Origin of the sequence: Streptomyces sp. NPDC007896, assembly GCF_042959425.1 — a bacterium.
Taxonomy (GTDB): Bacteria; Actinomycetota; Actinomycetes; order Streptomycetales; family Streptomycetaceae; genus Streptomyces.
Genome location: NZ_JBIBKX010000010.1, coordinates 259,718 through 286,638, shown reverse-complemented (window position 1 = coordinate 286,638; position 26,921 = coordinate 259,718). Strand labels below are relative to the sequence as shown.

At 71.0% G+C, this 26,921-nt stretch carries 20 protein-coding genes and 3 pseudogenes; 18 read left to right on the top strand and 5 right to left on the bottom strand.

Annotation, left to right across the window (positions count from 1 at the left end):
- The first annotated feature begins 47 nt into the window (after positions 1-47).
- From ACFZDJ_RS30935 to ACFZDJ_RS30910, 6 genes are all read left to right on the top strand, one after another.
- Positions 48-1,136: a branched-chain amino acid aminotransferase gene (locus ACFZDJ_RS30935; protein ID WP_384911761.1), complete on the top strand. Its 1,089-nt coding sequence runs from the start codon at positions 48-50 to the stop codon at positions 1,134-1,136.
- Positions 1,137-1,415: 279 nt separating this feature from the next.
- On the top strand, positions 1,416-1,949 hold the full coding sequence (locus ACFZDJ_RS30930; RefSeq protein ID WP_391063707.1) for a hypothetical protein: 534 nt from the start codon (positions 1,416-1,418) through the stop codon (positions 1,947-1,949).
- The gene (locus ACFZDJ_RS30925; RefSeq protein WP_391063704.1) at positions 1,950-2,141 is read left to right on the top strand and encodes a hypothetical protein; all 192 of its coding nucleotides are present in this window, start codon (positions 1,950-1,952) and stop codon (positions 2,139-2,141) included.
- 172 nt (positions 2,142-2,313) lie between these two features.
- On the top strand, positions 2,314-2,574 hold the full coding sequence (locus ACFZDJ_RS30920) for a hypothetical protein (RefSeq protein ID WP_391063702.1): 261 nt from the start codon (positions 2,314-2,316) through the stop codon (positions 2,572-2,574).
- Positions 2,575-2,716: 142 nt separating this feature from the next.
- Positions 2,717-2,998, top strand: coding sequence for a hypothetical protein (locus ACFZDJ_RS30915; RefSeq protein WP_391063701.1), 282 nt, complete (start codon positions 2,717-2,719; stop codon positions 2,996-2,998).
- A 70-nt stretch (positions 2,999-3,068) separates the two neighbouring features.
- The gene (locus tag ACFZDJ_RS30910) at positions 3,069-3,416 is read left to right on the top strand and encodes a hypothetical protein (RefSeq protein WP_391063699.1); all 348 of its coding nucleotides are present in this window, start codon (positions 3,069-3,071) and stop codon (positions 3,414-3,416) included.
- Here the strand turns inward: ACFZDJ_RS30910 and ACFZDJ_RS30905 are convergent.
- Positions 3,363-4,836, bottom strand: a pseudogene (locus ACFZDJ_RS30905) (cytosine permease). The gene ACFZDJ_RS30910 and the pseudogene ACFZDJ_RS30905 sit on opposite strands and share 54 nt — an antisense overlap.
- 143 nt (positions 4,837-4,979) lie before the next feature.
- On the opposite strand from ACFZDJ_RS30905, the gene ureA reads away from it, so the two are divergent.
- The 6 genes from ureA (at position 4,980) to cimA (ending at position 12,409) form a co-directional block, all read left to right on the top strand.
- Positions 4,980-5,771: an urease subunit gamma gene (gene ureA, locus ACFZDJ_RS30900; RefSeq protein ID WP_391063696.1), complete on the top strand. Its 792-nt coding sequence runs from the start codon at positions 4,980-4,982 to the stop codon at positions 5,769-5,771.
- A complete protein-coding gene (locus ACFZDJ_RS30895) occupies positions 5,768-7,444 on the top strand; it encodes an urease subunit alpha (protein ID WP_143609300.1) in 1,677 nt (558 codons plus the stop codon). Before ureA ends, ACFZDJ_RS30895 begins: the two co-directional genes overlap by 4 nt.
- Before the next feature lie 14 nt (positions 7,445-7,458).
- Positions 7,459-8,496 carry an agmatine deiminase family protein gene (locus tag ACFZDJ_RS30890; RefSeq protein WP_390933642.1) on the top strand — a complete coding sequence of 346 codons (1,038 nt, stop codon included), beginning with the start codon at positions 7,459-7,461 and terminating at the stop codon, positions 8,494-8,496.
- Between the two features lie 80 nt (positions 8,497-8,576).
- Positions 8,577-9,113 (top strand): TetR family transcriptional regulator C-terminal domain-containing protein, encoded by a 537-nt coding sequence (locus ACFZDJ_RS30885; protein WP_390933715.1) that lies wholly within the window; start codon positions 8,577-8,579, stop codon positions 9,111-9,113.
- Between the two features lie 87 nt (positions 9,114-9,200).
- Positions 9,201-10,520 carry an MFS transporter gene (locus ACFZDJ_RS30880; protein WP_390933641.1) on the top strand — a complete coding sequence of 440 codons (1,320 nt, stop codon included), beginning with the start codon at positions 9,201-9,203 and terminating at the stop codon, positions 10,518-10,520.
- 284 nt (positions 10,521-10,804) lie between these two features.
- Positions 10,805-12,409 (top strand): citramalate synthase, encoded by a 1,605-nt coding sequence (cimA, locus tag ACFZDJ_RS30875; protein ID WP_391063693.1) that lies wholly within the window; start codon positions 10,805-10,807, stop codon positions 12,407-12,409.
- A gap of 612 nt (positions 12,410-13,021) precedes the next feature.
- Here cimA and ACFZDJ_RS30870 read toward each other — a convergent pair.
- A complete protein-coding gene (locus ACFZDJ_RS30870) occupies positions 13,022-14,890 on the bottom strand; it encodes a lectin (RefSeq protein ID WP_384911789.1) in 1,869 nt (622 codons plus the stop codon).
- A gap of 282 nt (positions 14,891-15,172) precedes the next feature.
- Between ACFZDJ_RS30870 and ACFZDJ_RS30865 the strand changes: the two genes are divergently transcribed.
- Both ACFZDJ_RS30865 and ACFZDJ_RS30860 read left to right on the top strand, forming a co-directional pair.
- On the top strand, positions 15,173-18,190 hold the full coding sequence (locus ACFZDJ_RS30865; RefSeq protein ID WP_391063691.1) for a glycoside hydrolase family 3 N-terminal domain-containing protein: 3,018 nt from the start codon (positions 15,173-15,175) through the stop codon (positions 18,188-18,190).
- A 203-nt stretch (positions 18,191-18,393) separates the two neighbouring features.
- Positions 18,394-19,740, top strand: a complete 1,347-nt coding sequence (locus ACFZDJ_RS30860; protein ID WP_391063689.1) for a hypothetical protein — start codon at positions 18,394-18,396, stop codon at positions 19,738-19,740.
- A gap of 347 nt (positions 19,741-20,087) precedes the next feature.
- Here the strand turns inward: ACFZDJ_RS30860 and ACFZDJ_RS30855 are convergent.
- Positions 20,088-20,180, bottom strand: a pseudogene (locus ACFZDJ_RS30855) (MarR family transcriptional regulator); the annotation flags it as partial.
- A gap of 168 nt (positions 20,181-20,348) precedes the next feature.
- On the opposite strand from ACFZDJ_RS30855, the gene ACFZDJ_RS30850 reads away from it, so the two are divergent.
- The gene (locus tag ACFZDJ_RS30850) at positions 20,349-21,395 is read left to right on the top strand and encodes an FUSC family protein (RefSeq protein ID WP_391063686.1); all 1,047 of its coding nucleotides are present in this window, start codon (positions 20,349-20,351) and stop codon (positions 21,393-21,395) included.
- A gap of 135 nt (positions 21,396-21,530) precedes the next feature.
- On the opposite strand, the pseudogene ACFZDJ_RS30845 reads toward ACFZDJ_RS30850, so the two are convergent.
- Positions 21,531-22,229, bottom strand: a pseudogene (locus ACFZDJ_RS30845) (response regulator); the annotation flags it as partial.
- Positions 22,226-23,416: a histidine kinase gene (locus ACFZDJ_RS30840; protein ID WP_391063684.1), complete on the bottom strand. Its 1,191-nt coding sequence runs from the start codon at positions 23,414-23,416 to the stop codon at positions 22,226-22,228. The gene ACFZDJ_RS30840 and the pseudogene ACFZDJ_RS30845, both read right to left, overlap by 4 nt.
- A 158-nt stretch (positions 23,417-23,574) precedes the next feature.
- Here ACFZDJ_RS30840 and ACFZDJ_RS30835 point away from each other — a divergent pair, with 158 nt between their 5' ends.
- The 3 genes from ACFZDJ_RS30835 to ACFZDJ_RS30825 are packed head-to-tail and all read left to right on the top strand — an operon-like array spanning position 23,575 to position 26,920.
- The gene (locus ACFZDJ_RS30835; RefSeq protein WP_391063681.1) at positions 23,575-24,519 is read left to right on the top strand and encodes an ATP-binding cassette domain-containing protein; all 945 of its coding nucleotides are present in this window, start codon (positions 23,575-23,577) and stop codon (positions 24,517-24,519) included.
- Positions 24,516-26,063 (top strand): ABC transporter permease subunit, encoded by a 1,548-nt coding sequence (locus ACFZDJ_RS30830; protein ID WP_391063678.1) that lies wholly within the window; start codon positions 24,516-24,518, stop codon positions 26,061-26,063. Before ACFZDJ_RS30835 ends, ACFZDJ_RS30830 begins: the two co-directional genes overlap by 4 nt.
- A complete protein-coding gene (locus ACFZDJ_RS30825) occupies positions 26,060-26,920 on the top strand; it encodes an ABC transporter permease (RefSeq protein ID WP_391063675.1) in 861 nt (286 codons plus the stop codon). Before ACFZDJ_RS30830 ends, ACFZDJ_RS30825 begins: the two co-directional genes overlap by 4 nt.
- The last annotated feature ends 1 nt before the right edge of the window (position 26,921 follow it).

Here is a 26,921-nt window from a genome sequence, read left to right as displayed (position 1 = left end):
CGGGCGTGAGCGCGGCCCGTCACACACAACCGGTGAAGGACAACCACATGACGACGCCCACGATCGAGCTCAAGCCCTCTTCGCAGCCCCGCTCCGCGGCGGAGCGCGAGGCGATCCTCGCCAACCCCGGGTTCGGCCGCCACTTCACCGACCACATGGTGACGATCAAGTGGACCGAGGGCCGCGGCTGGCACGACGGCCAGCTCGTTCCGTACGGCCCGCTCTCCCTCGACCCCGCGAACATGACCCTGCACTACGCGCAGGAGATCTTCGAGGGCCTCAAGGCCTACCGCCAGCCCGACGGCTCCGTCGCCACCTTCCGCCCGGACAAGAACGCCCGGCGCTTCCAGTCCTCCGCCCGCCGGCTCGGCATGCCGGAGCTGCCCGTGGAGACGTTCATCGAGGCCTGTGACCTGCTGGTCCAGCAGGACCGCGCCTGGGTCCCCGCCCACGGCGGCGAGGAGTCCCTCTACCTGCGTCCGTTCATGATCGCGACCGAGGTCGGCCTGGGTGTGAAGCCCGCCAACGAGTACCTCTTCCTCGTCATCGCGTCCCCCGCGGGCGCGTACTTCGCGGGCGGCGTGAAGCCGGTGTCGATCTGGCTCTCCGAGGACCATGTGCGCGCCGTCCCCGGCGGCATGGGCGACGCCAAGACCGGCGGCAACTACGCGGCCTCCCTCCTCGCCCAGGCCGAGGCCGCGGCGAAGGGCTGCGACCAGGTCTGCTACCTCGACGCGGTCGAGCACAAGTGGATCGAGGAGCTCGGCGGCATGAACCTGTACTTCGTGTACGGGGACAAGATCATCACCCCCTCCCTCACCGGCTCCATCCTGGAGGGCGTCACCCGCGACTCCCTCCTCACCGTCGCCCGCGACCTTGGCTACACCTCCGAGGAGGGCCGCGTCTCCATCGACCAGTGGCAGCGCGACGCGGAGAACGGCACCCTGACGGAGGTCTTCGCCTGCGGCACGGCCGCGGTCATCACCCCCGTCGGCACGGTCAAGCGCACCGGCACCGAGTGGCAGCAGTCCGGCGGCGAGCCCGGCGAGGTCACCCTGAAGCTGCGCGAGGCGCTTCTCGACATCCAGCGCGGCATCAGCGTGGACAAGCACGGCTGGATGCACCCGCTGGGCTAGGACGCTCCTCGCGCCTGTCGCGACCCTCGCGGCCTTCGCGCCTGTCGCGACCCTCGCGCCCGTCGGTCCCGGCACCCCACGCCTCCCGCCGGTCCTCCTCTCCCCAACAGGAGTGCGGGGACCGGCGGTTCGTTCGACGCGTAGCGGCTCCGTGACACGGGTATCCACAGATTCCACGGGGGGGAGCGTGCCGCCCTCCCGCGTGCCCGCACGGCCACGGAGGAGAACCTCACCCTCAACCTCGGCACCGACATCGTCGGCGTCGTCGTCACCGTCTTCGTGATCGGCCCGCTGATCAGCCGCGCCCAGGAGGGCCGGGTCCGCGAACACACCTGGCTGGACTACGAGTGGTTCAGCGCCCAGGTCTACGGCTCGACCTCGAACGTGAAGGTCCGTGAGCTGGGCGAGCGGAGTGCCGACATCCGCCGCGACATCATGCGCAACCTGCGCACGCTGGACCGGTTCGCGCTCCGGCTCGACGAGAACTCCCGCCAGCTCCTCGAAGTACGCCTCTGCTCCACGTCCCCCGGCGTGACCCTCTACCGCTGGGACGAGCGCTCCCTGGTCTCCTTCCTCACCGTCGGGCGCTTCTCCGGCGAAGGCGTCCAGCTCGAAGTCGCCGTCCGCTCCCCGCTCGGCACCTTCGTCGAACAGCGCTTCGACGAACTGTGGCAGCAGAGCAAGTGGATGGAGCGGTTCACCCATCTGCGGGTGACCCTGGTCGACGCGACCGACGGCCGCCGGGCGTTCAGCTGTCGCTTCGTCTACGTGGACGACTGCCTCTACGTCGCCGGACACGACCTCGTGTCGTAGATGGCCCGCCACCGCCTCGATCAACTCTCCGCGTACAGCGAGGCCTTGGGCGTGCAGGGCGCGCACGAACTGATCGTCGGCGACGACGAAAGTGAGCTTCACCGGCTGCTCATGCAGCACTTCGCGGAGAAGTACGATGCGTCGGCGGGCGCCTTCGTCGAGTTGCGGCCGTTGGTCCTGGTCGGGGAATAGAGGCCCCGGCACACATGAGTTCAGCGCTCCACCCCGCTCAGCCCACGAGACCCGGCTCCGCGCACCCGAGCCCCCGCTTTCGCGCCTTCACGCCCCGTGACCTGGACGGCCTGTTCCAGCGCGTGTCCCTGCCGCCCACCGACCGCATCGATTCCCCTGATCGGAGCGCCCCATGAACCCCTCCGGCGCTACGGCAGGTGGTGTCGCGGCGGTGATCACAGCACTAGCCCATGCGCCGTGGCCGAGCATTGTCGGCGTCAGCGTGGGCGTCACGCTGATCGGCAACGCGCAGCAGCTCGCCGATGCGTGGAACACGCTACTGCGAGGAGTCTACGAACGACGGGCCCTCCGGTCCGCCGAACCCGCCGTCGTGATCGAGTACTTCAAGGAGACCTCAACCAACGGCCAGAACGTCACCGAACCTGGAGATTAGATAGGGGTTCTGTCCGAGTACCAGCCCGATCCCCACTAGGTGGCCCCGCCTCGGCGGGGCCACCGACCACATCGCCACCACATCCGCCTATCTGCGCGCCCACCCGGAGGTCACCAGCGCGCTCATCACGGGTGGCGACCCGATGGTGATGAGCACCGAGGTGCTGCGCCGCCACGTCGAACCGCTCCTGGAGATCGAGTCGATCCAGTCGATCCGTATCGGCACCAAGTCGCTCGCCTTCTGGCCGTACCGTTTCCTCACCGACCGCGACGCCGATGACGTGCTGCGCCTGTTCGAGAAGGTCGTCGCCAGCGGCCGCCACCTCGCGCTGATGGCCCACTTCACCCACCCCCAGGAGCTGCGGCCCCCGGTGGTGCGCGAGGCGATGCGCCGGGTGCGTGACACGGGTGCCGTGATCCGCTGACAGGGGCCGCTGGTCAGGGGTATCAACGACAGTGCCGAGGCGTGGGCCGGGCTGTGGAACCGCGCTGGGGGTGCCGTACTACCAGTTCGTGGAGCGGGACACCGGCCCGCAGGGCTACTTCGGGGTGCCGCTCGCCCGCGGTCACCAGATCTTCCGCGACGCCTACGCCCAGGTGTCCGGCCTAGCGCGGACCGTGCGCGGCCCGGTCATGTCGGCGATGCCGGGCAAGGTGTGCGTGGACGGGATCACGGAGGTGGCCGGCGAGAAGGTCTTCGTGCTCCATCTCATCCAGGCCCGCGACCCGGAGCTGGTGGGCCGCCCGTTCTTCGCCGCGTACGACGAGAACGCCACCTGGTTCAGCGACCTAAAGCCCGCTTTCGGCGCGCGCCGGTTCCTGCCCGGCCTCGACCCGGTGTGACGCCCGCTTCGGCGAGAGGGCCAGGTGGACGAGGCCGCCGACCAGCCCTGACAGGACGAAGCTGCAGTCCACTCCACCGGTGAGGGGCAGCAGCGGTCCCTGGTACGAGGGGAGGGAGACGGCGAGGAGGCCGGCGAACGCGCCCAGTGCCCAGGAGACCGTCGCCTGGACGTTCCAGCCGGCGCGGTACCAGTAGATCCCGCCGCGGGAGCGGCGGTTGAAGACCTGGAGGGCGTCCGGGTCGTAGATTCCGCGGCAGCGGGCGAAGCCGATGAGGGTGATGACCGCCCACGGGGTGCCGATGGCGGTCAGGAGAAGGACGAAGGACGTCATCGCGGACTGCGCGTTCCAGGCGATGGGGGTACCTCCCTGCTCGAGCGAAGCCGAGAGCTTGGGGGAGGCCGACGAAGACACAGACGGTGGCGACGACGGCGACCGTGAGCGTGGCCCGGGCGCGCGAGGCCTTCGGCAGGATCGCGTCCAGGTCCAGGCCCATGGAGTACAGCATCAGGCCCGCGTTGCCGACCGACCCGGCGGAGGCGGCGAGCAGCAGCGGGACCAGGTACCAGGTGGGGGAGGCGGAGACCAGCGGCCCCGCGTAGTCGAGGGCCGCGCGGGCCGCGTACGCCGTGAAGGTGCCGAAGAGCTGCGGGACCAGCAGCCCGGCGATCAGGCCCAGCCAGGTGGCGTGCAGGACCGTACGGGAGGAGTGCCGGGACGGGGAGATGTAGCGCGTGTAGTCGCCGAGCAGGGTGATGAACGCGATCGGTCCGGACAGGCCCGCCGCGACCGCCGCCAGCAGCCAGGTCGGCCAGAACGAACCCAGCAGATAGCCGCCGGTCTCCGGGAGCGCGGCGGTGGTGAAGTGCGGCGCGTAGGCGAGCACCCCGAGCGCGAGGAGCGCGGTCATGCCGACCGCGAGGACCCGGGACATCGCGAGCAGCACGCGGTAGCCGTACACCGCGCCCGCGACGGTGGCGGCGGCGAGGACGGCGTACACGACGGCGTACGACAGCCCGTTCGCCGGCAGCCCGAACAGGCGGCCGAGCACGCTCACCATCACATCGCCGCCGATCCAGACGGTCAGCGCGGTGTAGCCGAGGGCGAGCAGCAGCCCGACGACCGAGCCGACCAGCCGTCCGCGCACGCCGAACTGGGCGCCGGAGGAGGTGGAGAGGTTCGTCGCCGTGCGCAGGGACACCAGCGCGAGCGGCGCGGTGAGCGCGGTGCCGATCACCGTGCCCGCCACGATCGCGCTCACCGACGACCACCAGTCGAGCCCGAAGGAGGGTGGCAGCCAGCCGAAGATGATCACGCCCAGACAGAGGTTCGATCCCAGCAGGATCGAGACGAGGTCCCCCGGCCCGCTGGTCCGTTCCTCGTCGGGGATGGTGTCGACTCCGCGCTGTTCGATCGGCATGGCTGGTCTCCTTCGACGGCCGCCCGAGAGTTAGAGCGACGTTCAATGTCTGTGACCAGATTCTGGATGTCAATCTTTCCGTTCCATGGATCTCACGTTTAGAGTGGTGCTCTAAATCGAGGAAGGCAAGGAGGTGCCCGGACATGAGACTGACCCCCACGGAACGTGACCGGCTGCTGCTCTTCGGGGCCGCGGAGCTGGCACGTGCCCGCCGGGCCCGGGGCCTCAGGCTGAACGTCCCCGAAGCGACCGCCCTCATCGCGGACACCGTGTGCGAGGCGGCCCGGGACGGGCGTCGGCTCGCCGAGGCGATCGCGGCGGCCCGGGCGGTGCTCGGCCCGGACGACGTCCTGCCGGGCGTCGCCGACGTCGTCACCGAGGTGCATGTCGAGGCCGTCTTCGACGACGGGTCCCGGCTCGCGATCGTCAGCGACCCCCTCGGGGGCGGGCTGGGGGAGCGGGCACCCGGCGCGCTGCTGCCGGGGCCGGAGCACGCCGAGCCCGCCGCCGTCGTCCGGCTGACCGTCACCAACACCGCGACCGTGCCCGTCTCCGTCACCTCGCACTTCCACTTCTTCGAGACCAATCCGCGGCTCGACTTCCCGCGGGCGGCGGCCTACGGGATGCGGCTCGCGGTCCCCGCCGGGTCCTCCGTGCGCTTCGGGCCGGGGGAGAGCGCCGAGGTCGGGCTGCTGCCCATCGGCGGTGAACGGATCGCCATCGGTTTCGCGGGGCTGGTCGACGGGCCGCTGGACGCGCCCGGAGCCAGGGAGGAGGCCCTGCGCAGGGCCGCCGCCTGCGGGTACCTCGGGGCCGGAGACGCCGGAGACGCCGGAGACGCCGGAGACGCCGGGGACACCGGGGACACCGGGGACACCGGGGACAACGGAGATGCCGGAAGCGTCGGGGAGAACGAGGGAGCTGAGCGGCGATGAATCCTTACGAGTACGCAGCCACCCACGGCCCCCGCGCCGGCGACCGCGTCCGCCTCGGTGACTCCGGGCTGACCATCCGCGTCGAGTCCGACGCCCAGCGCTACGGCGACGAGTTCCTCGCCGGCTTCGGCAAGACCGCCCGCGACGGACTGCACCTCAAGGCCGCCGCCGTCCGCGAGACCTGCGACGTCGTCATCAGCAACGTGGTGGTGATCGACGCGGCCCAGGGGATCCGCAAGGTCTCCATCGGCATCCGCGAGGGGCGGATCTGCTCGATCGGGCGGGCCGGGAACCCCGACACCCTCGACGGGGTCGACGTGGTGGTCGGTACGGGGACGTCGATCGTCTCGGGCGAGGGACTGATCGCCACCGCCGGAGCCGTCGACACCCATGTGCACCTGCTGTCGCCGCGCATCATGGAGGCCTCGCTCGCCTCCGGCGTCACCACGATCATCGGCCAGGAGTTCGGGCCGGTGTGGGGCGTCGGCGTCAACTCGCCCTGGGCGCTGCGCCACGCCTTCAGCGCCTTCGACGCCTGGCCGGTCAACATCGGCTTCCTGGGCCGGGGTTCGTCCTCCGACGCCGCCCCCCTCGTCGAGGCCCTGGCCGAGGGCGGCGCGAGCGGCTTCAAGGTCCACGAGGACATGGGCGCCCACACCCGCGCCCTCGACACCGCGCTGCGCGTCGCCGAGGAGCACGACGTCCAGGTCGCCCTGCACAGCGACGGGCTGAACGAATGCCTGTCGGTCGAGGACACCCTGCGCGTCCTCGAAGGCCGGACCATCCACGCCTTCCACATCGAGGGTTGCGGCGGCGGTCACGTACCGAACGTCCTGAAGATGGCGGGAGTCCCGAACGTCATCGGCTCCTCCACCAACCCCACCCTGCCCTTCGGCCGGGACGCGGTCGCCGAGCACTACGGCATGATCGTCTCCGTCCACGACCTGAAGACCGACCTGCCCGGCGACGCGGCCATGGCCCGCGACCGGATCCGCGCCGGGACCATGGGCGCCGAGGACGTGCTGCACGACCTGGGCGCGATCGGGATCACCTCCTCGGACGCGCAGGGCATGGGACGCGCGGGCGAGACCGTACGCCGCACCTTCGCGATGGCCGGAAAGATGAAGGCCGAGCGCGGCGCCCCGGCGGACGTGGACCACGACAACGAGCGCGTCCTGCGCTACATGGCCAAGCTCACCATCAACCCCGCCATCGCGCACGGACTCGCCCATGAGGTCGGCTCGATCGAGGTCGGCAAGCTCGCCGACATCGTCCTGTGGCGCCCGGAGTTCTTCGGCGCCAAGCCGCAGCTCGTCCTCAAGTCCGGCTTCCCGGCGTACGGCGTCGTCGGCGACCCGAACGCCGCCACCGACACCTGCGAACCTCTCGTCCTGGGGCCCCAGTTCGGGGCGCACGGCGCGACGCCCGCCGAGATCTCGGTCGCCTTCGTCGCCCAGGCCGCGCTCGACCAGGGCAACGACCTCATGCCGACACGCCGGCGCCGGGTCGCCGTGCGCGGCACCCGCGGGATCGGCCCCGCCGACCTGCGCCTCAACTCCCGTACGGGATCCGTCGACGTCGACCAGCGCACCGGCCTGGTCACCCTCGACGGTGACCCGCTGCGCTCCGAGCCCGCCGACTCGGTCTCCCTCAACCGCCTCTACTTCCTCTGATGAAGGTGCACGTCATGACCCCTGCCGCCGACGGCTTCCGGATGCCCGCCGAGTGGACCGAGCACGAGCGCACCTGGATGGCGTGGCCGGGCCCCAACCCCACCTTCGACAACCCCGACGACCTCGCCGAGGCGCGCGCGGCCTGGGCGGCGGTGGCGCGCGCGATCCGCCGGTTCGAACCGGTGACGGTCGTGTGCGGGCCGGGCCAGTCGCAGGCCGCCCGGGCACTGCTCGGCCCGGACGTCGACACCGTCGAACGCGAACTCGACGACGCCTGGATGCGTGACATCGGCCCCACCTTCCTCACCAACGGGAAGGGCGAACTGGCCGCGGTGGACTGGACGTTCAACGGCTGGGGCGCCCAGGACTGGGCCCGCTGGGAGCACGACGCCAAGATCGGCGCGTATGTCTCGGACCTCTCGGGGGCGAAGACGTACGCCTCGAAGCTGGTCAACGAGGGCGGTGCGATCCACGTCGACGGCGAGGGCACCGTGCTCCTGACCGAGACCGTGCAGCTCGGCCCCGAGCGCAACCCCGACTGGACGCGCGAGCAGGTGGAGGCGGAGATCCACGCCCACCTCGGCACCCGCAAGGCGATCTGGCTGCCGCGCGGGCTGACCGGCGACTACCCCCCGTACGGCTTCGGCACGCTCGGCCATGTCGACATCGTGGCCGCCTTCGCCCGCCCCGGAGTCGTGGTCGCGCACTCCCAGCCCGACCCGGCGCACCCCGACCACGAGGTGACCAAGGAGGTCATCGGCCTGCTCAAGGCCGCGACCGACGCGCGCGGGCGCCGCCTGGAGGTCGTCGAGGTCCAGGCCCCGACGATCCTGGAGGCCGACGGCCACTGGGCCGACTACTCCTACATCAACCACTACCTCTGCAACGGCGGCGTGGTCCTGTGCGGCTTCGACGACCCGCGCGACGAGCTCGCGGCCGGCATCTTCCGACGGCTCTTCCCCGAGCGGACGGTGACACTGGTGGACGCACGTACGATCTTTGCCGGAGGCGGTGGCATCCACTGCATCACCCAGCAGCAGCCGAGGATCTGAACCAGGAGTCGCACGTGGCAGGGGACAGCGCGCCGCGGAGGAAGAACGCGCCTCCGCGCGAGGACGTGCTGGCCGCCGCCATGGACATGATCGCCGAGCGTGGTCTGGAAAAGCTCACCATGGCGGCGCTCGGCCGCGAGGTCGGCATGAGCAGCGGTCATCTCCTCTACTACTTCCACTCCAAGGACGAACTGCTGCTGCAGACCCTGGAGTGGAGCGAGGGGCGGCTCGGCGCCGAGCGCGGCCGGTTGCTCGCCGCGCGGGGCACCGCCCGGGAGCGGCTCGACGCGTACGTGGACCTGTACGTCCCCGACGGCCACCGCGACCCGCACTGGACGCTCTGGCTGGAGGTCTGGAACCGCTCGCAGAACGCCGACGACGAGGCCCGCGAGCGGCAGGTCGCCATCGAGGGCGCCTGGCACCGCGACCTGGTCGCGCTGCTCGCCGAGGGTGTCTCGCGCGGCGAGTTCCGGCCGGTCGACCCGGACCGCTGCGCCGCCCGGCTGCGGGCCCTCCTCGACGGCTTCTCCATCCATGTGGCGATCGGACTGCGCGGCACGGACAGAGAGCGGATCCTGCTCCACGTAAGGGAGTTTCTGGACGAATCCCTGAGCTGACGGTCACTCGGCCGAACGTGATGAACGCAATGAACAAAACGCGAGGCGCCCTTGTCGCGGCCGTGATCAGCGGGCACGTTACGGCTCATGGCACCCACGGGACGAGAGCACTGGAAGAAGATCTGGGTCGGCTCGGCGGGCAACATGGTGGAGTGGTTCGACTGGTTCGTGTACGCGAGCTTCGCCACCTACTTCGCCGGAGCCTTCTTCCCCGACGACAACCCCACCGCCCAGCTCATGAACACCGCGGGCATCTTCGCGGTCGGCTTCTTCATGCGCCCGGTCGGCGGCTGGCTGCTCGGCCGGATCGCCGACCGCAGAGGCCGCAAGACCGCCCTGACGCTGACCGTCACCCTGATGTCGCTGTCGGCGCTCCTCATCGCCTTCGCACCGACCTACGCGGTGGCGGGCTACGGCGGTGCGGTCGTCCTGCTGGTCGCCCGCCTGCTGCAAGGACTCTCGGTGGGCGGCGAGTACGCGGCCAGCGCCACCTACCTCACCGAGGCCTCCGCCCCCGAGCGGCGCGGCTTCGCCTCCAGCTTCCAGTACGTGTCGATGACCGCGGGCCAGATCCTCGGCCTCGGCCTGCAGATCATCCTCCAGCGCACCCTGTCCGACGACGCGCTGCACAGCTGGGGCTGGCGCATTCCCTTCATCGTGGGCGCGCTGGGCGCGGCCGTCGTCTTCTATCTGCGGCGCACGATGCTGGAGACCGAGGTGTACGAGGAGGCCGCGTCCGGCGAGGAGCGCGGCACGATGCGCGCGCTGTGGCAGCACCGGAGGGAGGCCTTCCTGGTCATCGCGCTCACGATGGGCGGCACGGTCGCCTACTACACGTACACCACCTACCTGACGAAGTACCTCTCCAACTCGGCGGGCCTGCCCAAGGAGACCGCGACCCTCGTCTCCTTCACCGCGCTGATCGTCTTCGCCTGTCTCCAGCCGCTCGCGGGCCGCCTCTCCGACCGTGTCGGCCGCCGCCCGCTGCTCATCACCTTCGCGGTGGGCTCGACGTTCCTGACGGTCCCGATCATGACGATGCTGCGGCACGCGGGCAGCTTCTGGCCCGCCCTCGGCCTGGCTCTGCTGGCCCTGGTGGTGGTCACCGGCTACACCTCCATCAACGCCTGTGTGAAGGCGGAGCTGTTCCCGACCGGCGTCCGCGCCCTGGGCGTCGCCCTCCCTTACGCCATCGCCAACGCCCTCTTCGGCGGTACGGCCGAATATGTCGCCCTGTGGTTCAAGGACGCGGGCATCGAGTCCGGCTTCTCCTGGTACGTGGCGGGCTGTGCGGCGGTGTCGCTGGTGGTCTACGTCACCATGCGGGAGACCCGCGACCTGGACCTCAACCGGGCCGGCCCCGGCCAGGAACCCTCCTCGGAGCCCAAGGCGCGGCTCGCATCCTGAGACAACCGGTGAGCACGGGGGCGGTATGTGCCAGACTGCCCCCGTGCTCTCGTTCGCCATGATTATGGGCAGCAGGCGCGCCGGTCCGCAGTGACCGCCACGTACTACCACGTACGGGCGGACATCGTCGTCCTCGACCCGCGCGCAGACCTCTCGCACCCGCGAGAGGTTTTTCGTTTTCCTGGCCCACCTCAAGCCGGGAAGGGAGCGCGAGGGATCATTGGAGGACGGTGGAGCCGGTCATTCCGGTACAGACCGAGATCCGACATCAGGAGCCGAACACCATGACCGAAACCAGCGAGCTCGACGATTCGTTCCACGTCTTCGACACGACGCTGCGCGACGGCGCGCAGCGTGAGGGCATCAACCTCACCGTGGCGGACAAGCTGGCCATCGCACGGCACCTGGACGACTTCGGGGTGGGCTTCATCGAGGGCGGCTGGCCCGGTGCCAACCCGCGCGACACCGAGTTCTTCGCCCGCGCCCAGCGGGAGATCGACTTCAAGCACGCCCAGCTGGTCGCGTTCGGCGCCACCCGCCGCGCGGGCGGTAAGGCGAGCGAGGACCCGCAGGTCAAGGCCCTTCTCGACGCCGGTGCCCAGGTGATCACCCTGGTCGCCAAGTCCCACGACCGTCACGTCGAACTCGCACTGCGCACCACCCTCGACGAAAACCTGGAGATGGTCCGCGACACGGTCTCGTACCTGCGCGAGCAGGGCCGCCGGGTCTTCGTCGACTGCGAGCACTTCTTCGACGGCTACCGAGCGAACCCCGAGTACGCCAAGGCGGTCGTCCGCGCCGCCTGGGAGGCGGGCGCCGACGTCGTCATCCTCTGCGACACCAACGGCGGCATGCTCCCCGCCCAGGTCCAGGCGGTCGTCGCCACGGTCCTCGCCGACACCGGCGCCCGGCTCGGTATGCACGCCCAGGACGACACGGGCTGCGCGGTCGCCAACACCCTGGCCGCCGTCGACGCGGGCGCGACCCACGTCCAGTGCACCGCGAACGGCTACGGCGAACGGGTCGGCAACTCGAACCTGTTCCCGGTCGTGGCCGCCCTGGAACTGAAGTACGGCAAGAAGGTCCTCCCGGACGGCGCCCTGCGCGAGATGACCCGGATCTCGCACGCGATCGCCGAGGTCGTCAACCTCACCCCCTCCACGCACCAGCCGTACGTCGGCGTCTCGGCCTTCGCCCACAAGGCGGGCCTGCACGCTTCCGCGATCAAGGTCGACCCGGACCTCTACCAGCACATCGACCCCGAACAGGTCGGCAACACCATGCGGATGCTGGTCTCCGACATGGCGGGCCGCGCGTCGATCGAGCTCAAGGGCAAGGAACTCGGCATCGACCTCGGCGGCGACCGCGAGCTGGTGGGCCGCGTCGTGGAACGCGTCAAGGAGCGCGAGCTCCAGGGCTACACGTACGAGGCGGCGGACGCGTCCTTCGAACTCCTGCTCCGCGAGGAGGCGGAGGGGCGGGCCCGCACGTACTTCCAGGTCGAGTCCTGGCGCGCGATCGTCGAGGACCGCCCCGACGGCACCCATGCCAACGAAGCCACCGTCAAACTCTTCGCCAAGGGCGAGCGCATCGTCGCCACGGCGGAGGGCAACGGTCCGGTGAACGCGCTCGACCGCGCCCTGCGGGTCGCCCTCGAAAAGATCTACCCCCAGCTCGCCAAGCTGGAGCTCGTGGACTACAAGGTCCGCATCCTGGAAGGCAAGCACGGCACCCAGTCCACCACCCGCGTCCTGATCTCCACCTCCGACGGAGCGGGGGAGTGGTCCACGGTGGGTGTCGCGGAGAACGTGATCGCGGCGTCCTGGCAGGCGCTGGAGGACGCGTACACGTACGGCTTGCTGCGCGCGGGCGTAGAGCCGGCGGAGTAGCCGACCGCGCCTGCTCAGCTCCCCGCCCACCCGATTCGTCTGTCTGCGGGTGGGCGGGGGCTGGTCGCGCAGTTCCCCGCGCCCCTGGGGCGGAGCTTCGCCCCGCGTCCCCCGCCCGCCCGGATTGGTTCGGCCGCCGGCCGGTGGGGGCTGGTCGCGCAGTTCCCCGCGCCCCTGGGGCGCGGGGCTTCGCCCCGCGTCCCCCGCCCGCCCGGATTCGTTCGGCCGCCGGCCGGTGGGGGCTTGGCGCGCAGTTCCCCGCGCCCCTGGGGCGCGGGGCTTCGCCCCGCGTCCCCCGCCCGCCCGGATTGGTTCGGCCATCGGCCGGCGGGGGCTGGTCGCGCAGTTCCCCGCGCCCCTGACGGGGCGCTGCGCGCATCTTCAGCCCGTCCGGCGTTGAGGACGAGGCGGGAGACCGATACCCCACCCACCCTCGTCAACCCACCCACCCCGGCCCGTATCACTCAGCCCGTCCGGCGTTTGAGGACGAGGCCGTTCAGGCCGATGCGGGGGGCCAGGGGGCGCAGCGCCCCTGTCGGGGGTGAGGGGGCGGAGCCCCTGGGGGATGGGACGGGTAGGGGCGGCGGGGGCGAGGAAAGACGGCGAGCCCTGTCAGCGCAGCGCCCACTTCTGATTGGCCGCCCCCGTGCAGGACCAGATCTGCGCCCGAGCCCCGTTCACCGCCGAGTTGCCCGTCACATCCAGACACTTGCCCGCCGCCGAATTGACCACGTCACCCGTCGACCCGTTGTACGACCACCGCTGCGCCCCGCTCCCATTGCAGTCGTAGAGCTGAACCTTCGCCCCATCAGCCGTGGACGCCGACGTGACGTCGAGGCACTTGCCCAGCGCCTGGACCGACCCGTCCCCCGCCACCGTCCACCGCTGGGCGTCCGAGCCATTGCAGTCGTACAGCTGAACCGCCGTACCGTTCGCCGACGACCCCCCGGCCACATCAAGACACTTGCCCGCGAGCCCCACGAACGCCCCGGTCTGTCCACCCCCACCGACCTGCTGCCCAGCCCAGGTGAACGTCGCGGACGTCTTCCCCGGCAGCGAGTACGTCGCGTGCTGCGAGCCCCAGTTGATGGTCACGGTCTTCGCGGACGAGGAGTCGTTGTAGGCGATCAGCGCCTTGGAACCGTCAGGATTCCGCCACGCCACGTTCGGCACGGACGTACTCGCCGTAGAGGCCACCCGCTGCGCCCCTGGCCGCACGAACTTCGTCAACTGCCCCATCGTGTAGTACTCGATCGTGTAGTCGACCTGCCCACTCGCCCCGTCGCCGTTGTGGACGGTGATCAGCCCGGAGCACGTCCCGCACCCCCCGTTGTGCGGCCCCCGGTTCTGATCGACGGCCAGCGACCACTTCGTCACCGACTTCGCCCAGTTCCGCGTGTAGTCGACGATGTTGAGCATGTCCTCGCGCTGCTGGTTGGCGATCCAGGTGCCACCGGAGTGCTCGGTCCCGAAGGCGTCCACCCCCGGGTACTGGTTGTGCACGCTCGTCTGCTTGCCCACGTCCCCGCCGTACCCGTGCCAGGCGATCCCCCCGAAGTTCGGATGCGCGCGCACGGCCGCGTCGTCGACGGTCTGGGCGGCGTACGAGTCGTACACGTCCCAGTTCCAGTCGTGCGCCAGCACCTTCGTGGACAGCCCCGCGGCCTGCAGCTTCGGCAGCAGCTCACTCTTCGTGAAGTACGCGAGCCCCGAAGCGTTCCAGCTCATCGACGGGTACCCCGAGCAGCACGTCGGCTCGTTCTGCGCGGTGACGTAGGAGACCGGCACCCCCTGGTCCCGGTACGCCTGGAGGTACTTCACGAAGTACGAGGCGTACGCCCCGTAGTCCTCCGCCTTCAGCCAGCCCCCGTTGAGCTGCCCGCTGTCCTTCATCCAGGCGGGCGCCGTCCACGGCGAGGCCATCACGGTGAGCGAGGGGTTCAGCTGGAGCGCCTGCTTGGTCAGCGGCACCACGTCGGCCAGATCGTGCGCGATCGAGAACGACGAGAGGGACGGGTCGCTCTGCCCGGCCGGCACGTCGTCGTACGTGTACCCGTACCGGGCGAGATCGGACGCGCCCATCGGATTGCGCAGGAACGAGAGCCCGATGCCCTCCGTCGGCGAGAACAGCTTCCGCATCGTCGCGTCCCGGGTGGCTCCCGACAGCGCTCCGCTGCTGTTCATCAGCCAGGCCGCGGTGTCGGTGAAGGACGCGCCGCCGCCCGTGAAGGTCTGGTAGCGGGTGTTCTCGTCGACGGTGATGTTCTCGCCGCTGCCACCGGTACCGGCCTGGAAGGCGAACGGCGTCTGGGCCTGCAGCCCGCGGACGACATGGCGTCCGCCGTCGTCGTCCGTCGTGGTCAGCCAGGCCGTGACGGGTTCGCCCGCGGCGTGCGCGGGCGCCGCCGTGACGGCGGTCAGCCCGGCGGTGGTGAGCAGTCCGGCGAGAAGAAGCCGGACCGCCCGAGTGGATCTCCTCATGACGCGTCGCCCTTCTGGGGTGTGGGGGAGGGGGCGTGCGAGCCGTGAGTAAATGACGGCTTCGGGTCCACGTCAAGGGGTCTCGCGTTCAGAGCGTGAAAGAACAACTGCCCTGATCCGGCCGCACATTGCACGTGTACCGGTTCTGACGTGAAGTCTTGACGGCCTCCCGGGACGCCAGTTAACTCACGCCGTGATCTAAGTCGTAAGAGACCAACCGGAGATGCCGTCAGGCGCCCGGTCAGGGAACACCAGGGACTACGTAGAGTCGAGGGAAGGTCCATGCGAAGAACCGCCCTGCTCGCCTCCGCCGCTTTGCTCACGGGGCTGCTGCCGCTCCTTTCGGCCGGAGCGGCCACGGCCGACGAACCGGCCCCCGTCCCCGTCGACCGCTTCGAGGGCGAGGTCCCCTTCGCCAATCCCCCCGCCGGGGGCCTGTTCACCTGGGGCGGCGACGCCGACGACCCGCCCGCGCTCGCGCTGACCACCCGCACCGACGCCCCCGAGGGCACCCAGGTCCTCACCGGCACCTACGACATCAGCGGCTACGGTGGCTTCACCCACGACTTCGCCTTCGACCAGCCGGCCCACGACTGGTCGGCCCACAAGGGCATCCGTTTCTGGTGGGACGGCCAGAACAACGCCAAGAAGGTCGCCTTCGAGATCAAGGACGGCGGCGCCAACGGCGAGGCCTCCGAGCTGTGGACGACGTCCTTCACCGACGACTTCACCGGCTGGAAACAGATCGAGATCCCCTTCACCGACTTCACCTACCGCACGGACTACCAGCCCGTCGGCGGCATTGACCAGGTACTCGGCCTCACCCAGATGTGGGGGTACGCCCTCACGCTCCCGGTCGGCGTCAAGGGCCGGTTCGCCATGGACGACGTCGAGTTGTACGGCAAGGCCGACCAGTCCCTGCGCGCCTCCGTCACCACCGACTCCGCCGTCCACCCGGTGAAGGAGGGAGCGACGGCGACGGTGAAGCTCTCCGTCGCCACCACCGGAGCCGCCCCGATCGACGAACCCGTGACCGTCGCCTACGAGAGCGCGGGCGGCACCGCCGAGCCCGGCAAGGACTACACACCGGTCAAGGGCGAGATCACCTTCCCGGCGGGCACGGCCTCCGGCGCCACCCGCACCATCCAGGTCCCGACGCTGCGTGACAAGTCCGCCGAACCCGCCGAGACGATCCCCCTGAAGCTCACGGTCACCGGCGCGAAGGCCCCCGCCGAGACTCCGCAGATCGTCATCGACGCCCACGGCCTGCCGTACCTGGACCCGAAACTGCCCGTGAAGAAGCGGGTCGCCGACCTCGTCTCCCGCATGTCCCTGGAGGAGAAGGCCGGGCAGATGACCCAGGCCGAACGCGGCGCGCTCACCGCGCAGGGCGACATCGCCACGTACGACCTCGGCTCGCTCCTGTCCGGCGGCGGCTCGACCCCGACGCCCAACACCCCCGAGGCATGGGCGAAGATGATCGACGCCTTCCAGCTCCGGGCGCAGGCGACACGGTTCCAGATCCCGCTGATCTACGGCGTGGACGCGGTACACGGCCACAACAACCTCACCGGCGCGACGATCATGCCGCACAACATCGGCATCGGCGCGACCCGTGATCCCCAGCTGGCCGAGCGGACAGGCGCCGTGACGGCGGCCGAGGTGCGCGCCACCGGCATCCCCTGGGACTTCGCCCCCTGCCTCTGCGTCACGCGCGACGAACGCTGGGGCCGCTCCTACGAGTCCTTCGGCGAGGACCCCGCGCTCGTCGAGTCCATGGAGACGATGATCCAGGGCCTCCAGGGCGCCGCCAACGGCAAGGACCTGAAGGACAACGACAAGGTACTGGCCACGGCCAAGCACTTCGTCGGCGACGGCGGCACGGAGTACGGCTCGTCCACGACGGGCTCGTACACCATCGACCAGGGCGTCACGAAGGTCACCCGGCAGCAGTTGGAGGCCGTCCACCTGGCGCCGTACCAGACGGCGGTCGACCGTGGCATCGGCTCGGTCATGCCCTCCTACTCCTCCCTCGACATCCTCGGTGACGGCCGGGGCCCGGTGAAGATGCACGCCCGCGCGGACATGATCAACGGTGTGCTCAAGGACCGCATGGGCTTCGACGGATTCGTCATCAGCGACTGGCAGGCCATCGACCAGATCCCCGGCGACTACGCGTCCGACGTCCGTACGTCGATCAACGCGGGCCTGGACATGATCATGGTTCCGTACGCCTACAAGGACTTCCGTACGACGCTGGTCGACGAGGTACGGGCGGGCCGCGTCAGCGAGGCACGAGTGAACGACGCCGTGTCCCGCATCCTCACCCAGAAGTTCAAACTCGGCCTCTTCGAGAAGCCGTACGCGGACACGAGCGGCGCGGCGGCGATCGGCTCCGCCGGTCACCGGGCGGTCGCCCGCGAGGCGGCGGCCAAGTCCCAGGTCCTCCTGAAGAACGCGGCCGGCGTACTGCCCCTGAAGAAGTCCCAGAAGGTGTACGTCGCCGGTTCGAACGCCGACGACCTCGGCAACCAGACCGGAGGCTGGACGATCACCTGGCAGGGCGCGTCCGGGAAGCACACGGACGGTACGACGATCCTTCAAGGCATGCGGAACGCCGGCGGTGACGTCACCTACTCGAAGGACGCCTCGGCGCCGACGTCCGGCTACGACGTGGGTGTGGTCGTCGTGGGCGAGACCCCCTACGCGGAGGGCGTCGGCGATGTGGGCAACGGCAACGACCTCGCCCTGACCCCCGCCGACCAGGCCGCCGTGGACAAGGTGTGCGCCGCCATGAAGTGCGCGGTCCTGATCGTCTCGGGCCGCCCGCAACTCATCGGCGACCGCCTGGGTGAGATCGACGCCCTGGTGGCCTCGTGGCTGCCCGGCACGGAGGGCGACGGCGTGGCGGACGTGCTGTACGGCAAGCGCGCCTTCACCGGCCAGCTCCCCGTCACCTGGCCCAAGTCGGAGAGCCAACTCCCGATCAACGTCGGTGACGCGTCCTACGATCCCCAGTTCCCCTACGGCTGGGGCCTGACCACACGCACGAAGATCCCCGGGGGCGGCGAGGCCACGCTCAAGGCCCTCACCCTCCTCGCCCGGACAGCGGACCGAACCGGCTCGGCGCGACTGGGCCACGCCGCGGTCACCAAGGCCCGCCTCCTGGTCCAGCAGAGCACGGGCTCAACCATCACCCCCGCACTCGCCAAACCCTTCGCGGAAGCCGACCACCTACTCCTGACCGCCCACTACACCCAGGCACTGACGAAACTCCTGGAGACATACCGAGCCAGGTGACGGCCAGAGGCCGATGTGTTGCGGGGGCGTGGGGGCTGATCACACAGTTCCCCGCGCCCCTGAAGGAGCGCTGCGCGCATCCCCAGCCCGTCCGGCGTTCGAGGACGAGCCCTTCGGGCGCCGGGGGCGAGAACCCCTAGGGTCACCCCACCCCCACCAACCCCAATGCCCAGTTTTGCGCACGTTCGGGTAGCTTCGGAGATATGAAGGCCGCACTGATCCGAGGACTCCCCGGACTGCTGATCGCGCTGGCACTCGCCGCCCTCACGGCACTCACCCTGACCGCACCCCCCGCCCGCGCGGCCACAGACGTGGGAACAGTGGCGGCAGCCCTCCGCAAGAGCCCCGTCTACGTGGACCCGGCAGCCTCCGCACAACTCTCCAAGGCGGACGCCGACACCCTGGCCAAGAAGATCAAGAACGCGAACAAGCCCGTCTTCGTGGCCGTCCTCCCCGCGGACTTCCCCACCCAGAACCTCTTCCAGAACCTCCGCACCGACACCGGCGTCACAGGCCTGTACGCCATCAGACTGGGCACCCGCTTCGACGCCCGCGCCGACACCGCGGTCATGCCCCGCACCGCCGTCCAGAACCTCGTCACCAGCGTCCAGGGCGAACCCACGAAGACCCAGCTGAACAACTTCACGGACCGCGCCCTGGCCAACATCAACGGCTCGGCCCCCAAGAGCTGGGGCTCGACCGACGGAAACGGCGTCTCCACCGGCGCCCTCATCGCGGTGGCCGCGGTAGCCGTGGCGGGCGGCGCGGGCGCCTACACCCTCGTACGCCGCAACCGCCGCCGCAAAGAGCAGGAACAACAGGAAGCACTGGACAAACTCCGCGTGGTCGTCGACGAGGACATCACCGCGTTCGGCGAGGAACTCGACCGGCTCGACTTCCACCCCGCCGAGGCCGGCGCCGACGACGCGATGCGCGCCGACTACGAACGCGCGCTCGACGCCTACGAACAGGCGAAGTCGTCCATGGCCGCGGCCCGCCGCCCGGAGGACGTACGCGCCGTCACCCAGTCCTTGGAGGACGGCCGCTTCTCCCTCGCGCTCCTGTCCGCCCGTCGCGAGGGCAAGCCCCTGCCCGAACGCCGCGCCCCCTGCTTCTTCGACCCGCGACACGGCCCGTCGGTCGCCGACGCGACCTGGACCCCGGCAGGCGGCGCTCCCCGCGAGGTCCCGGTCTGCGCGGCGGACCAGGCCCGTCTGGCGGACGGCCGCGCCCCGGCGGTCCGCGAGGTCGACACCGACTACGGCCGCCGCCCGTACTGGGACGCCGGCCCGGCCTACGGCCCCTGGGCGGGCGGCTACTTCGGCGGCGGCCTCCTCCCCGGCCTCCTCGTCGGCACCCTGCTCGGCAGCGTGATGGCCACTCCCTCCTACGCGTCCGACTACGGCTCCGGTTACGGAGACTTCGGCGGCTACGGCGGCGGTGACGTCTCCGGCTCCGACTTCGACCCCGGCGACTTCGGCAGCGGCTTCGGGGACGGCGGTGGCGGCGACTTCGGCGGCGGCGGAGGAGACTTCGGCAGCGGCTTCTGAAGCGGAGCCTCCCGAGACGAAGGCGGAACCTCCCGAGACGAAGGCCGCTGAAGCGAAGGCTTCCGAAGCTCGGCCGTCCCGGACAAAGGCTCCTGAAGCGCAGCCGTCCCGGACGAAGGCTCCTGAGGCTCCGTATCCGCGAGGCGGTCCATCAGCGCTCCCGCCAGCCGCAACACCTCGCGCTCGGTCTCGTTCAACGTGCCGAGCGCCGCCGCCAGCCAGGCATCCCGCTCAGCCATGTCCCGCTCCAGCGCCCGCAGCCCCTCCGCAGTGAGCGTCAGCACGGACTGGCGCCGGTCCGCGCTGTCGGCCGTCCGCGCGATCAGCCCGTCCGCCTCCAGTTCGGCGAAGACCCGGGTCAACGACTGCGGCCGCTGCCGCTCGGCCGCCGCGACCTCGCCGGGCGTCGCCGCCCCGTGCCGACGCAAGTGCCCCAGCACCCCCAGCTGATTCGGACTGAGGCTGCCCTCGCCCCGCTCCTGCCGCAGCCGCCGATTGAGCCGGACGACACCACGTCGGATCTGGGCGGCATAGGAAAGGTGATCCACTCTCTTATCGTAAGCTAAAACTTACTATCCGCCAGCGTTCATCCCCCTACTATCAGCACCATGCCCGTCAAACACATACGCAATGCTTACGAAGCGGCGCTGACCATGACGGCCGTGCTGCTCTCCTACTCCCTAGCCCTGTGGCTGGAGGACGTCGCCGCACTGCACACGGACGTCCTCGTCCTCGCGGTCGCACTGACCCTCACCCTGGCCCGCACTCAACGGACCGCCGACGCCCGCGGTCGCCTCATGGCCTGTGTCCTGCTGCCCGCCCTGGCCGGCGCGGCGACCCTGCTCGGCCACCTGATCGCCGACCACTACGCGCTCGGCGCCGCGGTGTTCACCCTCGCCATCTCCTTGCCCATCTGGATCCGCCGCTTCGGCCCGGCCGCGACGAAAGCGGGCACGCTGATGACGTTGCCGCTGGTGGCCCTGCTCGTCGTCCCCGGCCCCGCGCTGCCGCCCAGGGCCCAGAGCGCGCTGGTGAGCTGGGGCTGGTCGGCGGTGATCGGGCTGCTGGCATGCGGCTGCGTCTGGCTGGTCCAGATGTCCGCCGACCGCCTCGGCCCCTGGCAGCCCGACCCGGAGCCGCACCGCCCCCGACGAGCCTCCCGACTGCGCCCCGTCCCCAGCACCCGCATGGCATGGCAGATGGCCGCCGCCGTCGCCGCGGCCTTCACCCTCGGACGGCTCCTCTTCGACCACCACTGGCCGTGGACGGTCCTGACCGTCTACGTGGTCGCGAGTGGCAACCGCGGCCGCGACGACGTCATACGCAAAGGCGTCGAGCGCCTGGTCGGCGCCTGCGCCGGCACACTGCTCGCCACCGTGGTGGCCGCCGCCGGCATCACCGGCCGGACCTCCGTCGTCCTGATCTTCGCCGTACTGGCCGTCGCCCTGTGGCTGCGTCCGCTGAACTACGCCTACTGGGCCGCCGGCATGACCACCGCCCTCTCCCTCCTTCTCGGCTACTTCGGCCAGGACGCGCAGGACCTGCTGCCCACCCGCCTCGCGGCGATCGCGGTCGGCGCGGTCCTGGCGGTCGCGTCGGCCTGCTGCGTTCTGCCGGTCCCGCGCCGCCGCACACCGGCCCCCAGCCCCGCCTGACTAACCCCGCCACCCCTGTCCACGCAGTCCCTCCCCACGCAGTCCCTCCCCAGGCAGTCCCTCCCCACTCGGTCTCATCCCGCGGATGCCCTCCCCCCGCGGATCCTGCCGCCCGAACGCCTCCGGGGCCGCCGCACGCGGCACGACCAGCCCTGTCTCGTACGCCGTCACGACCGCCTGCGTACGGTCGCGCAGCCCCAGCTTGGACAGCACCCGGCTGACATGGGTCTTCACGGTCTCCTCGCCCACCTGAAGCCGCGCGGCGATCTCCGGGTTGGACAGCCCTTCCGCCAGCAGCCGCAACACCTCCGTCTCGCGCGGGGTGAGCACACCGAGCGCCGTCCCCGTCGGTGCCCTGGGTTTGAGCCGGGCGAACTCGGCGATCAGCCGACGGGTGATGACGGGCGCGAGCAGCGCCTCCCCGGCGGCCACGACCCGTACCGCCTCGAACAGCCGCTCCGCCGTCACGTCCTTCAGCAGGAACCCGCTCGCCCCGGCCGCGAGCGCGTCATACACATGCTCGTCCAGATCGAAGGTGGTGAGGATGAGTACGCGCGGCGCGTCCCCGGCCTTCGGCTCCATCAGCTCGGCGGTGGCCTGGATCCCGTCCATGACCGGCATCCGTACGTCCATGAGGACCACGTCGGGACGCCGCTCCCGGCAGACCCGCACCGCCTCGGCGCCGTCGCACGCCGTGCCGACGACGGTGAAGTCCGCCTGGGTGGCGAGAAGTCCGGCGTACCCGGCGCGCACCACCTCGTGGTCGTCGGCCACCACGATCCGCACGGCAGGGACCGGTCCTTCGGCATCCGAGGCCTCTACGGCGGTCGTCATACGAGAGCCTCCGCCCGCACCGGCAGCCGCGCCTCGACCAGGAAGCCACCGCCACGCGCCGGCCCGGTGCGCAGGGTGCCTCCGACCGTGGCGGCCCGCTCGCGCATGCCGAGCAGGCCGTGCCCGGCGGTCGTGGACGCGGGCCCCGGCCCGTTGTCGCGGACACGGATCGCCAAGTCGTCCTCCGTGTAACGAAGTTCGACGTCCACGGCGGCACCCGGAGCATGCCGGCGGGCGTTGGTGAGGGCCTCCTGCACGATCCGGTACGCGGTGACCTCGATGCCCGGGTCGAGCGGGGCGACCGGCCCGCTGACGATCAGCCGCGTACGGGAGCCGGAGGCGTCCCGGGACTCGTCGATGAGCTCCAGGAGCTGGCGCAGCCCTGGCTGTGGACGCCGGTTGACCCCCGTGTCGGCGTCCTCCCGCAGTACCCCCAGCAGGCGCCGCATCTCCGTCAGCGCGGTCCGCGCGGTGTCCCCGATGGCGAGCAGTCGGGTGGCGCCGTCGGCCGGGAGCCCCGCGGTGGTCAGCCTGGCCGTCTCGGCCTGCACGGCGATCATCGAGATGTGGTGCGCGACCACGTCGTGCAACTCCCTCGCGATGCGCGCCCGTTCACCCCGTGCGGCGTGGGCGAGGAGCGTGTCCGCGAAGGCCCGCTCCGTCGCGCTGTGGGCCAGCGCGGCGCTGCGGACGTGGTGCGTGATGCCCGTCGCGGCCGCCGCCGAGGCGAGCGTGGCCACCAGCACGGCCGTCACCCGGGTGGTGAGGTCGTCCTGGCTGACGAGGGCCAGCACGACGTACGGCACGACGAGTATTCCGCTGAGCCGGGGCGCCCCCGCCCGTCCCAGCCAGTACACCGAGGCCAGCTGGGCCGCGACCCCCGCCAGCGTGAGGCTGCGGAACGGCGCCAGTGCCAGCACGCCCGCCGAGGTCACGGCCACGGCGGCCCCGGCCCGCGCCGGCAGGACCCGGTCGGCGCCCAGTACGAAGGTGAGCGGAAGGGTGGTGCAGACCCCGAGCAGCAGGGCGAGCGACAGGTTCTCGCGCAGGCCCCCGAGTCGGATCAGGACCTCGGCGCAGGCGAGGAGCGCGAGGGCAACCGGGTAGGTCACGGAGGCGGGGAAGTGCCGCAGCAACTTCCGCACCCCCGCGATTACTTCGCCGTGTCGCGCCGTGTCCTCGCCCATGCCGCCATTGTGCCGTCGGACGTGCCGCAGCGCGTCACCCTGGGGTTTCTCCCTCACACGGGGGACCCGGCCGACGATCCGTCCCTCGTGACAGGGGTGCCGAAGACGGCTCCGTGGCGGGACGACGTCGAGGCCCGCCCGTCCCTAATCTCGCTGGCATGAGCGATGCAACGATCGAAGTCCAGGACCTGCGCAAGCGGTTCGGGCGGACCGTCGCGGTCGACGGACTCACCTTCACCGTCCGGCCGGGACAGGTCACCGGTTTCGTGGGTCCGAACGGGGCGGGCAAGTCCACCACCATGCGGGCCGTGCTCGGCCTGGACACTCCCGACGAGGGACGCGCGCTCATCGGCGGCCGTCCCTACCACGCCCTGCGCTCACCGCTGTTGGAGGTAGGCGCGCTCCTCGACGCGGCCGCCCTGCACCCGAGCCGGCGCGGACGCGACCATCTGCGCTGGCTGGCGCACTCGCACGGGCTGTCCCTGCGCCGGGTCGACGAGGTGCTCGAACAGGTGGGCATGGACCAGGCCGCCCGCCGCCGCGCGGGCGGCTACTCACTCGGTATGCGCCAACGCCTCGGCATAGCGGCCGCCTTGCTCGGAGATCCTCCGGTCCTCCTGCTCGACGAACCGGTCAACGGCCTTGATCCCGAGGGCATCCAGTGGATCCGCGGCCTGCTGCGCCGACTGGCCGGAGAGGGCCGCGCCGTCCTGGTCTCCAGCCACCTCATGAGCGAGCTGGAGGACACCGCTCACCACCTGCTGGTCGTCGGCCGCGGCCGCCTCATCGCGGACACCTCCGTCGCCACCCTGCTCGCCGCCGCGTCCGGCGACCGCGTGGCCCTGCGCACGGGCGCCCGCACGGAGGCGATGGAACTGCTCACCAGGGAGGGCGGCACGGTCGCGGTCACCGGCGCCGACACCCTCACGGTCACCGGTCTGCCCGCGGAGCGGATCGTCGCACTGCTCGCCGCGGCCGGCGTCCCCTTCGCCGAGGTCGGTGCGCACCGGGCGTCGTTGGAGGAGGCGTACATGGAGCTCACCCGGGACGCGGCGGAGTTCACGTCGACTTTGGACCTGACGGACGGCGAGGTGACCCGATGACCTCGACCGTCACTCCCTACCGTTCCCCGCTCAAGCCCGCCCGCGAGGGATTCGGACGCCTGTTGCGCGCGGAATGGAGCAAGTTCTGGACGGTGCGCGTGTGGGTGCTGGCGCTCGTCGTGGCGGCGGCGGTCACGGTCGCCATCTCCCAGCTCGCCGCCAGCGGCTCCGTCGACGATTCCAACGAGCACCCGGTCACCGTCGGGCCCGACGGCACCCGCGTCAACGACAGCTTCCACTACGTCCACCAGTCCCTCCCGGCGGACGGCAGCGTGACGGTCCGCGTGTCCGACCTGTTGGGCAGCGGCCGGGACCCGGAGCCGTGGGCGAAGGCCGGCGTGCTGGTCAAGGCGAGCACGAAGGCCGGCAGCTCGTACGCGGCCCTGATGCTCACCCCCGACCACGGCGTCCGCCTCCAGTGGAACTTCACGCACGACCAGGCGGGCAGTGCCGCCTCCGGTACGGCCCCGCACTGGCTGCGCATGACCCGCTCGGGCACCCGCCTGACCGGATACGAGTCCTCCGACGGCGTCCACTGGACGAAGGTCGGCGCGGTCACCCTGCCGGAGCTGCCGAAAACGGCACAGGCGGGCCTGTTCGTCGCCTCACCGCTGCACAACAACCTGCGCCGCTCGTTCGGCGGCACGTCGGAGACGGCCAGCGGCACGACCGCCGGGGCGACCTTCGACCACCTGGCCCTGAGCGGCGCCACCGCGACCGGCTCGGCCACCTGGACGAGCACGGACGTGGGCGCCCCCGATCCGAACGACCCGGACACCCCCCGATCCGGCCCTGCCCGCGCCGAGCCGGGCACCACCACCGTCTCCGCGACCGGTGTCTACACCCTCACCGGCCATGGCGACATCGCCCCCGACGAGACCGGCGCCGACAGCGTCCAGATGAGCTTCCAGGGCGTCTTCGTGGCCGTCCTCTTCATGGTCGCCCTGGGGGCCCTGTTCATCACGACCGAGTACAAGCGCGGCATGATCCGTACGACGTTCACGGCGACCCCGCGCCGCGTGCGGGTCCTCGCCGCGAAGGCCCTGGTGATCGGGGGCGTCACCTTCGCCGTCAGCCTGCCCGCCACGGCGATCACCTTCCCCCTGGCCCAACGTACGATGCGTGCCCACGGCTTCGCGCCACCCGCCTACCCCGACCTGTCACTCCTCGACTCACCCGCCCTGCGAGCGGTGGTGGGCAGCGCGGCACTGCTGTCCCTGGTGGCGGTCCTCGCCCTCGCCCTGGGAGCGATACTCCGCAACAGCGCGGGCGCGATCACGGCCGTCGTGGTCCTCGTGATCCTCCCGCAGATCCTTGCCTTCGCCCTCCCGCTCCCGATCGCGAACTGGCTGTTGCGTGCGACCCCGGCGGCGGCCTTCGCGGTCCAGCAGGGCGTGACGTACTACCCCCAGGTGCAGCACAACTGTCTCCCGGAGAGCGGCTGTTACCCCATGGCCCCGTGGAACGGCTTCGCCGTCCTGTGCGCGTACGTGGCCGTGGCGCTCGCCCTCGCGGCCTGGCGCCTGCGCAGGAGGGACGTATGAGGCGCGCACGGCCGGTACTCCGCGCCCACCCCGCAGGGCCCTCGCTCCGCGCCCACCCCGCACAGCCCGCACTCCGCGCACTCCACGCCGAGTGGACCAAACTCCGCACGCTGCCGAGCAGTTGGCTGCTGCTGGCCGCCACGGTGGCCCTGACCTTCGCCGTGGGCACGGCCGCGGTGTCATCGGTCAGCACCCGCGAGTGCGCGAGTGCCGCGGCCTGTCACGAGGACACGGTGAAGCTCGCCCTGACGGGTATGTGGCTCGGCCAGGCGATCGTCCTCGTCCTGGGCGCCCTGTCGATGGGGGCGGAGTACGGCACGGGCACGGTACGGACGACGCTGACGGCGATCCCGCGCCGGGCGACGGTCCTGGTGTCGAAGGCGACGGTGCTGGCCGCGGCGACAGGTATCGCGGCCGGCACGGCGATCCTCGCCTCCCTCGTCACGGCCCGCTGGATCCTCCCGGCCAACGGCTTCACGCCCGAGGCGGGCTACCCCCTCCTCTCCCTCACCGACACCCCCACCCTCCGCGCCGCCTTCGGCTCCACCCTCTGCCTGATCCTCATAGCCTTCCTGGGCCTGGGTCTGGCGGTGCTGTTCCGCGACAGCGCGGCGGCGATCACCACGGGCCTGGGAATCCTCTACGTGGTCCCGCTCATGTCCGACCTCCTGGGCTCACCCACCTGGAAGGACCGCCTCGAGCGCTGGGCCCCCATGCCGGCGGGCCTCGCCATCCGCGCGACGAAGGACCTCACCCGCCTGCCGATCGGCCCCTGGCCGGGGCTGGGGGTTCTGGCGGCGTACGCGCTGGGGGTGCTGCTGGTGGGCGGCGCGATATTCGCACGCCGGGACGTGTAGC

Bases quoted from the DNA above. Each gene is read 5' to 3' on its own strand.
- ACFZDJ_RS30935 (WP_384911761.1), top strand. From the start codon at position 48: ATGACGACGCCCACGATCGAGCTCAAGCCCTCTTCGCAGCCCCGCTCC.
- ACFZDJ_RS30925 (WP_391063704.1), top strand. From the start codon at position 1,950: ATGGCCCGCCACCGCCTCGATCAACTCTCCGCGTACAGCGAGGCCTTG.
- ACFZDJ_RS30920 (WP_391063702.1), top strand. From the start codon at position 2,314: ATGAACCCCTCCGGCGCTACGGCAGGTGGTGTCGCGGCGGTGATCACA.
- ACFZDJ_RS30915 (WP_391063701.1), top strand. From the start codon at position 2,717: ATGGTGATGAGCACCGAGGTGCTGCGCCGCCACGTCGAACCGCTCCTG.
- ureA (WP_391063696.1), top strand. From the start codon at position 4,980: ATGAGACTGACCCCCACGGAACGTGACCGGCTGCTGCTCTTCGGGGCC.
- ACFZDJ_RS30895 (WP_143609300.1), top strand. From the start codon at position 5,768: ATGAATCCTTACGAGTACGCAGCCACCCACGGCCCCCGCGCCGGCGAC.
- ACFZDJ_RS30890 (WP_390933642.1), top strand. From the start codon at position 7,459: ATGACCCCTGCCGCCGACGGCTTCCGGATGCCCGCCGAGTGGACCGAG.
- ACFZDJ_RS30885 (WP_390933715.1), top strand. From the start codon at position 8,577: ATGGACATGATCGCCGAGCGTGGTCTGGAAAAGCTCACCATGGCGGCG.
- ACFZDJ_RS30880 (WP_390933641.1), top strand. From the start codon at position 9,201: ATGGCACCCACGGGACGAGAGCACTGGAAGAAGATCTGGGTCGGCTCG.
- cimA (WP_391063693.1), top strand. From the start codon at position 10,805: ATGACCGAAACCAGCGAGCTCGACGATTCGTTCCACGTCTTCGACACG.
- ACFZDJ_RS30870 (WP_384911789.1), bottom strand. From the start codon at position 14,890: ATGAGGAGATCCACTCGGGCGGTCCGGCTTCTTCTCGCCGGACTGCTC.
- ACFZDJ_RS30865 (WP_391063691.1), top strand. From the start codon at position 15,173: ATGCGAAGAACCGCCCTGCTCGCCTCCGCCGCTTTGCTCACGGGGCTG.
- ACFZDJ_RS30860 (WP_391063689.1), top strand. From the start codon at position 18,394: ATGAAGGCCGCACTGATCCGAGGACTCCCCGGACTGCTGATCGCGCTG.
- ACFZDJ_RS30850 (WP_391063686.1), top strand. From the start codon at position 20,349: ATGCCCGTCAAACACATACGCAATGCTTACGAAGCGGCGCTGACCATG.
- ACFZDJ_RS30840 (WP_391063684.1), bottom strand. From the start codon at position 23,416: ATGGGCGAGGACACGGCGCGACACGGCGAAGTAATCGCGGGGGTGCGG.
- ACFZDJ_RS30835 (WP_391063681.1), top strand. From the start codon at position 23,575: ATGAGCGATGCAACGATCGAAGTCCAGGACCTGCGCAAGCGGTTCGGG.
- ACFZDJ_RS30830 (WP_391063678.1), top strand. From the start codon at position 24,516: ATGACCTCGACCGTCACTCCCTACCGTTCCCCGCTCAAGCCCGCCCGC.
- ACFZDJ_RS30825 (WP_391063675.1), top strand. From the start codon at position 26,060: ATGAGGCGCGCACGGCCGGTACTCCGCGCCCACCCCGCAGGGCCCTCG.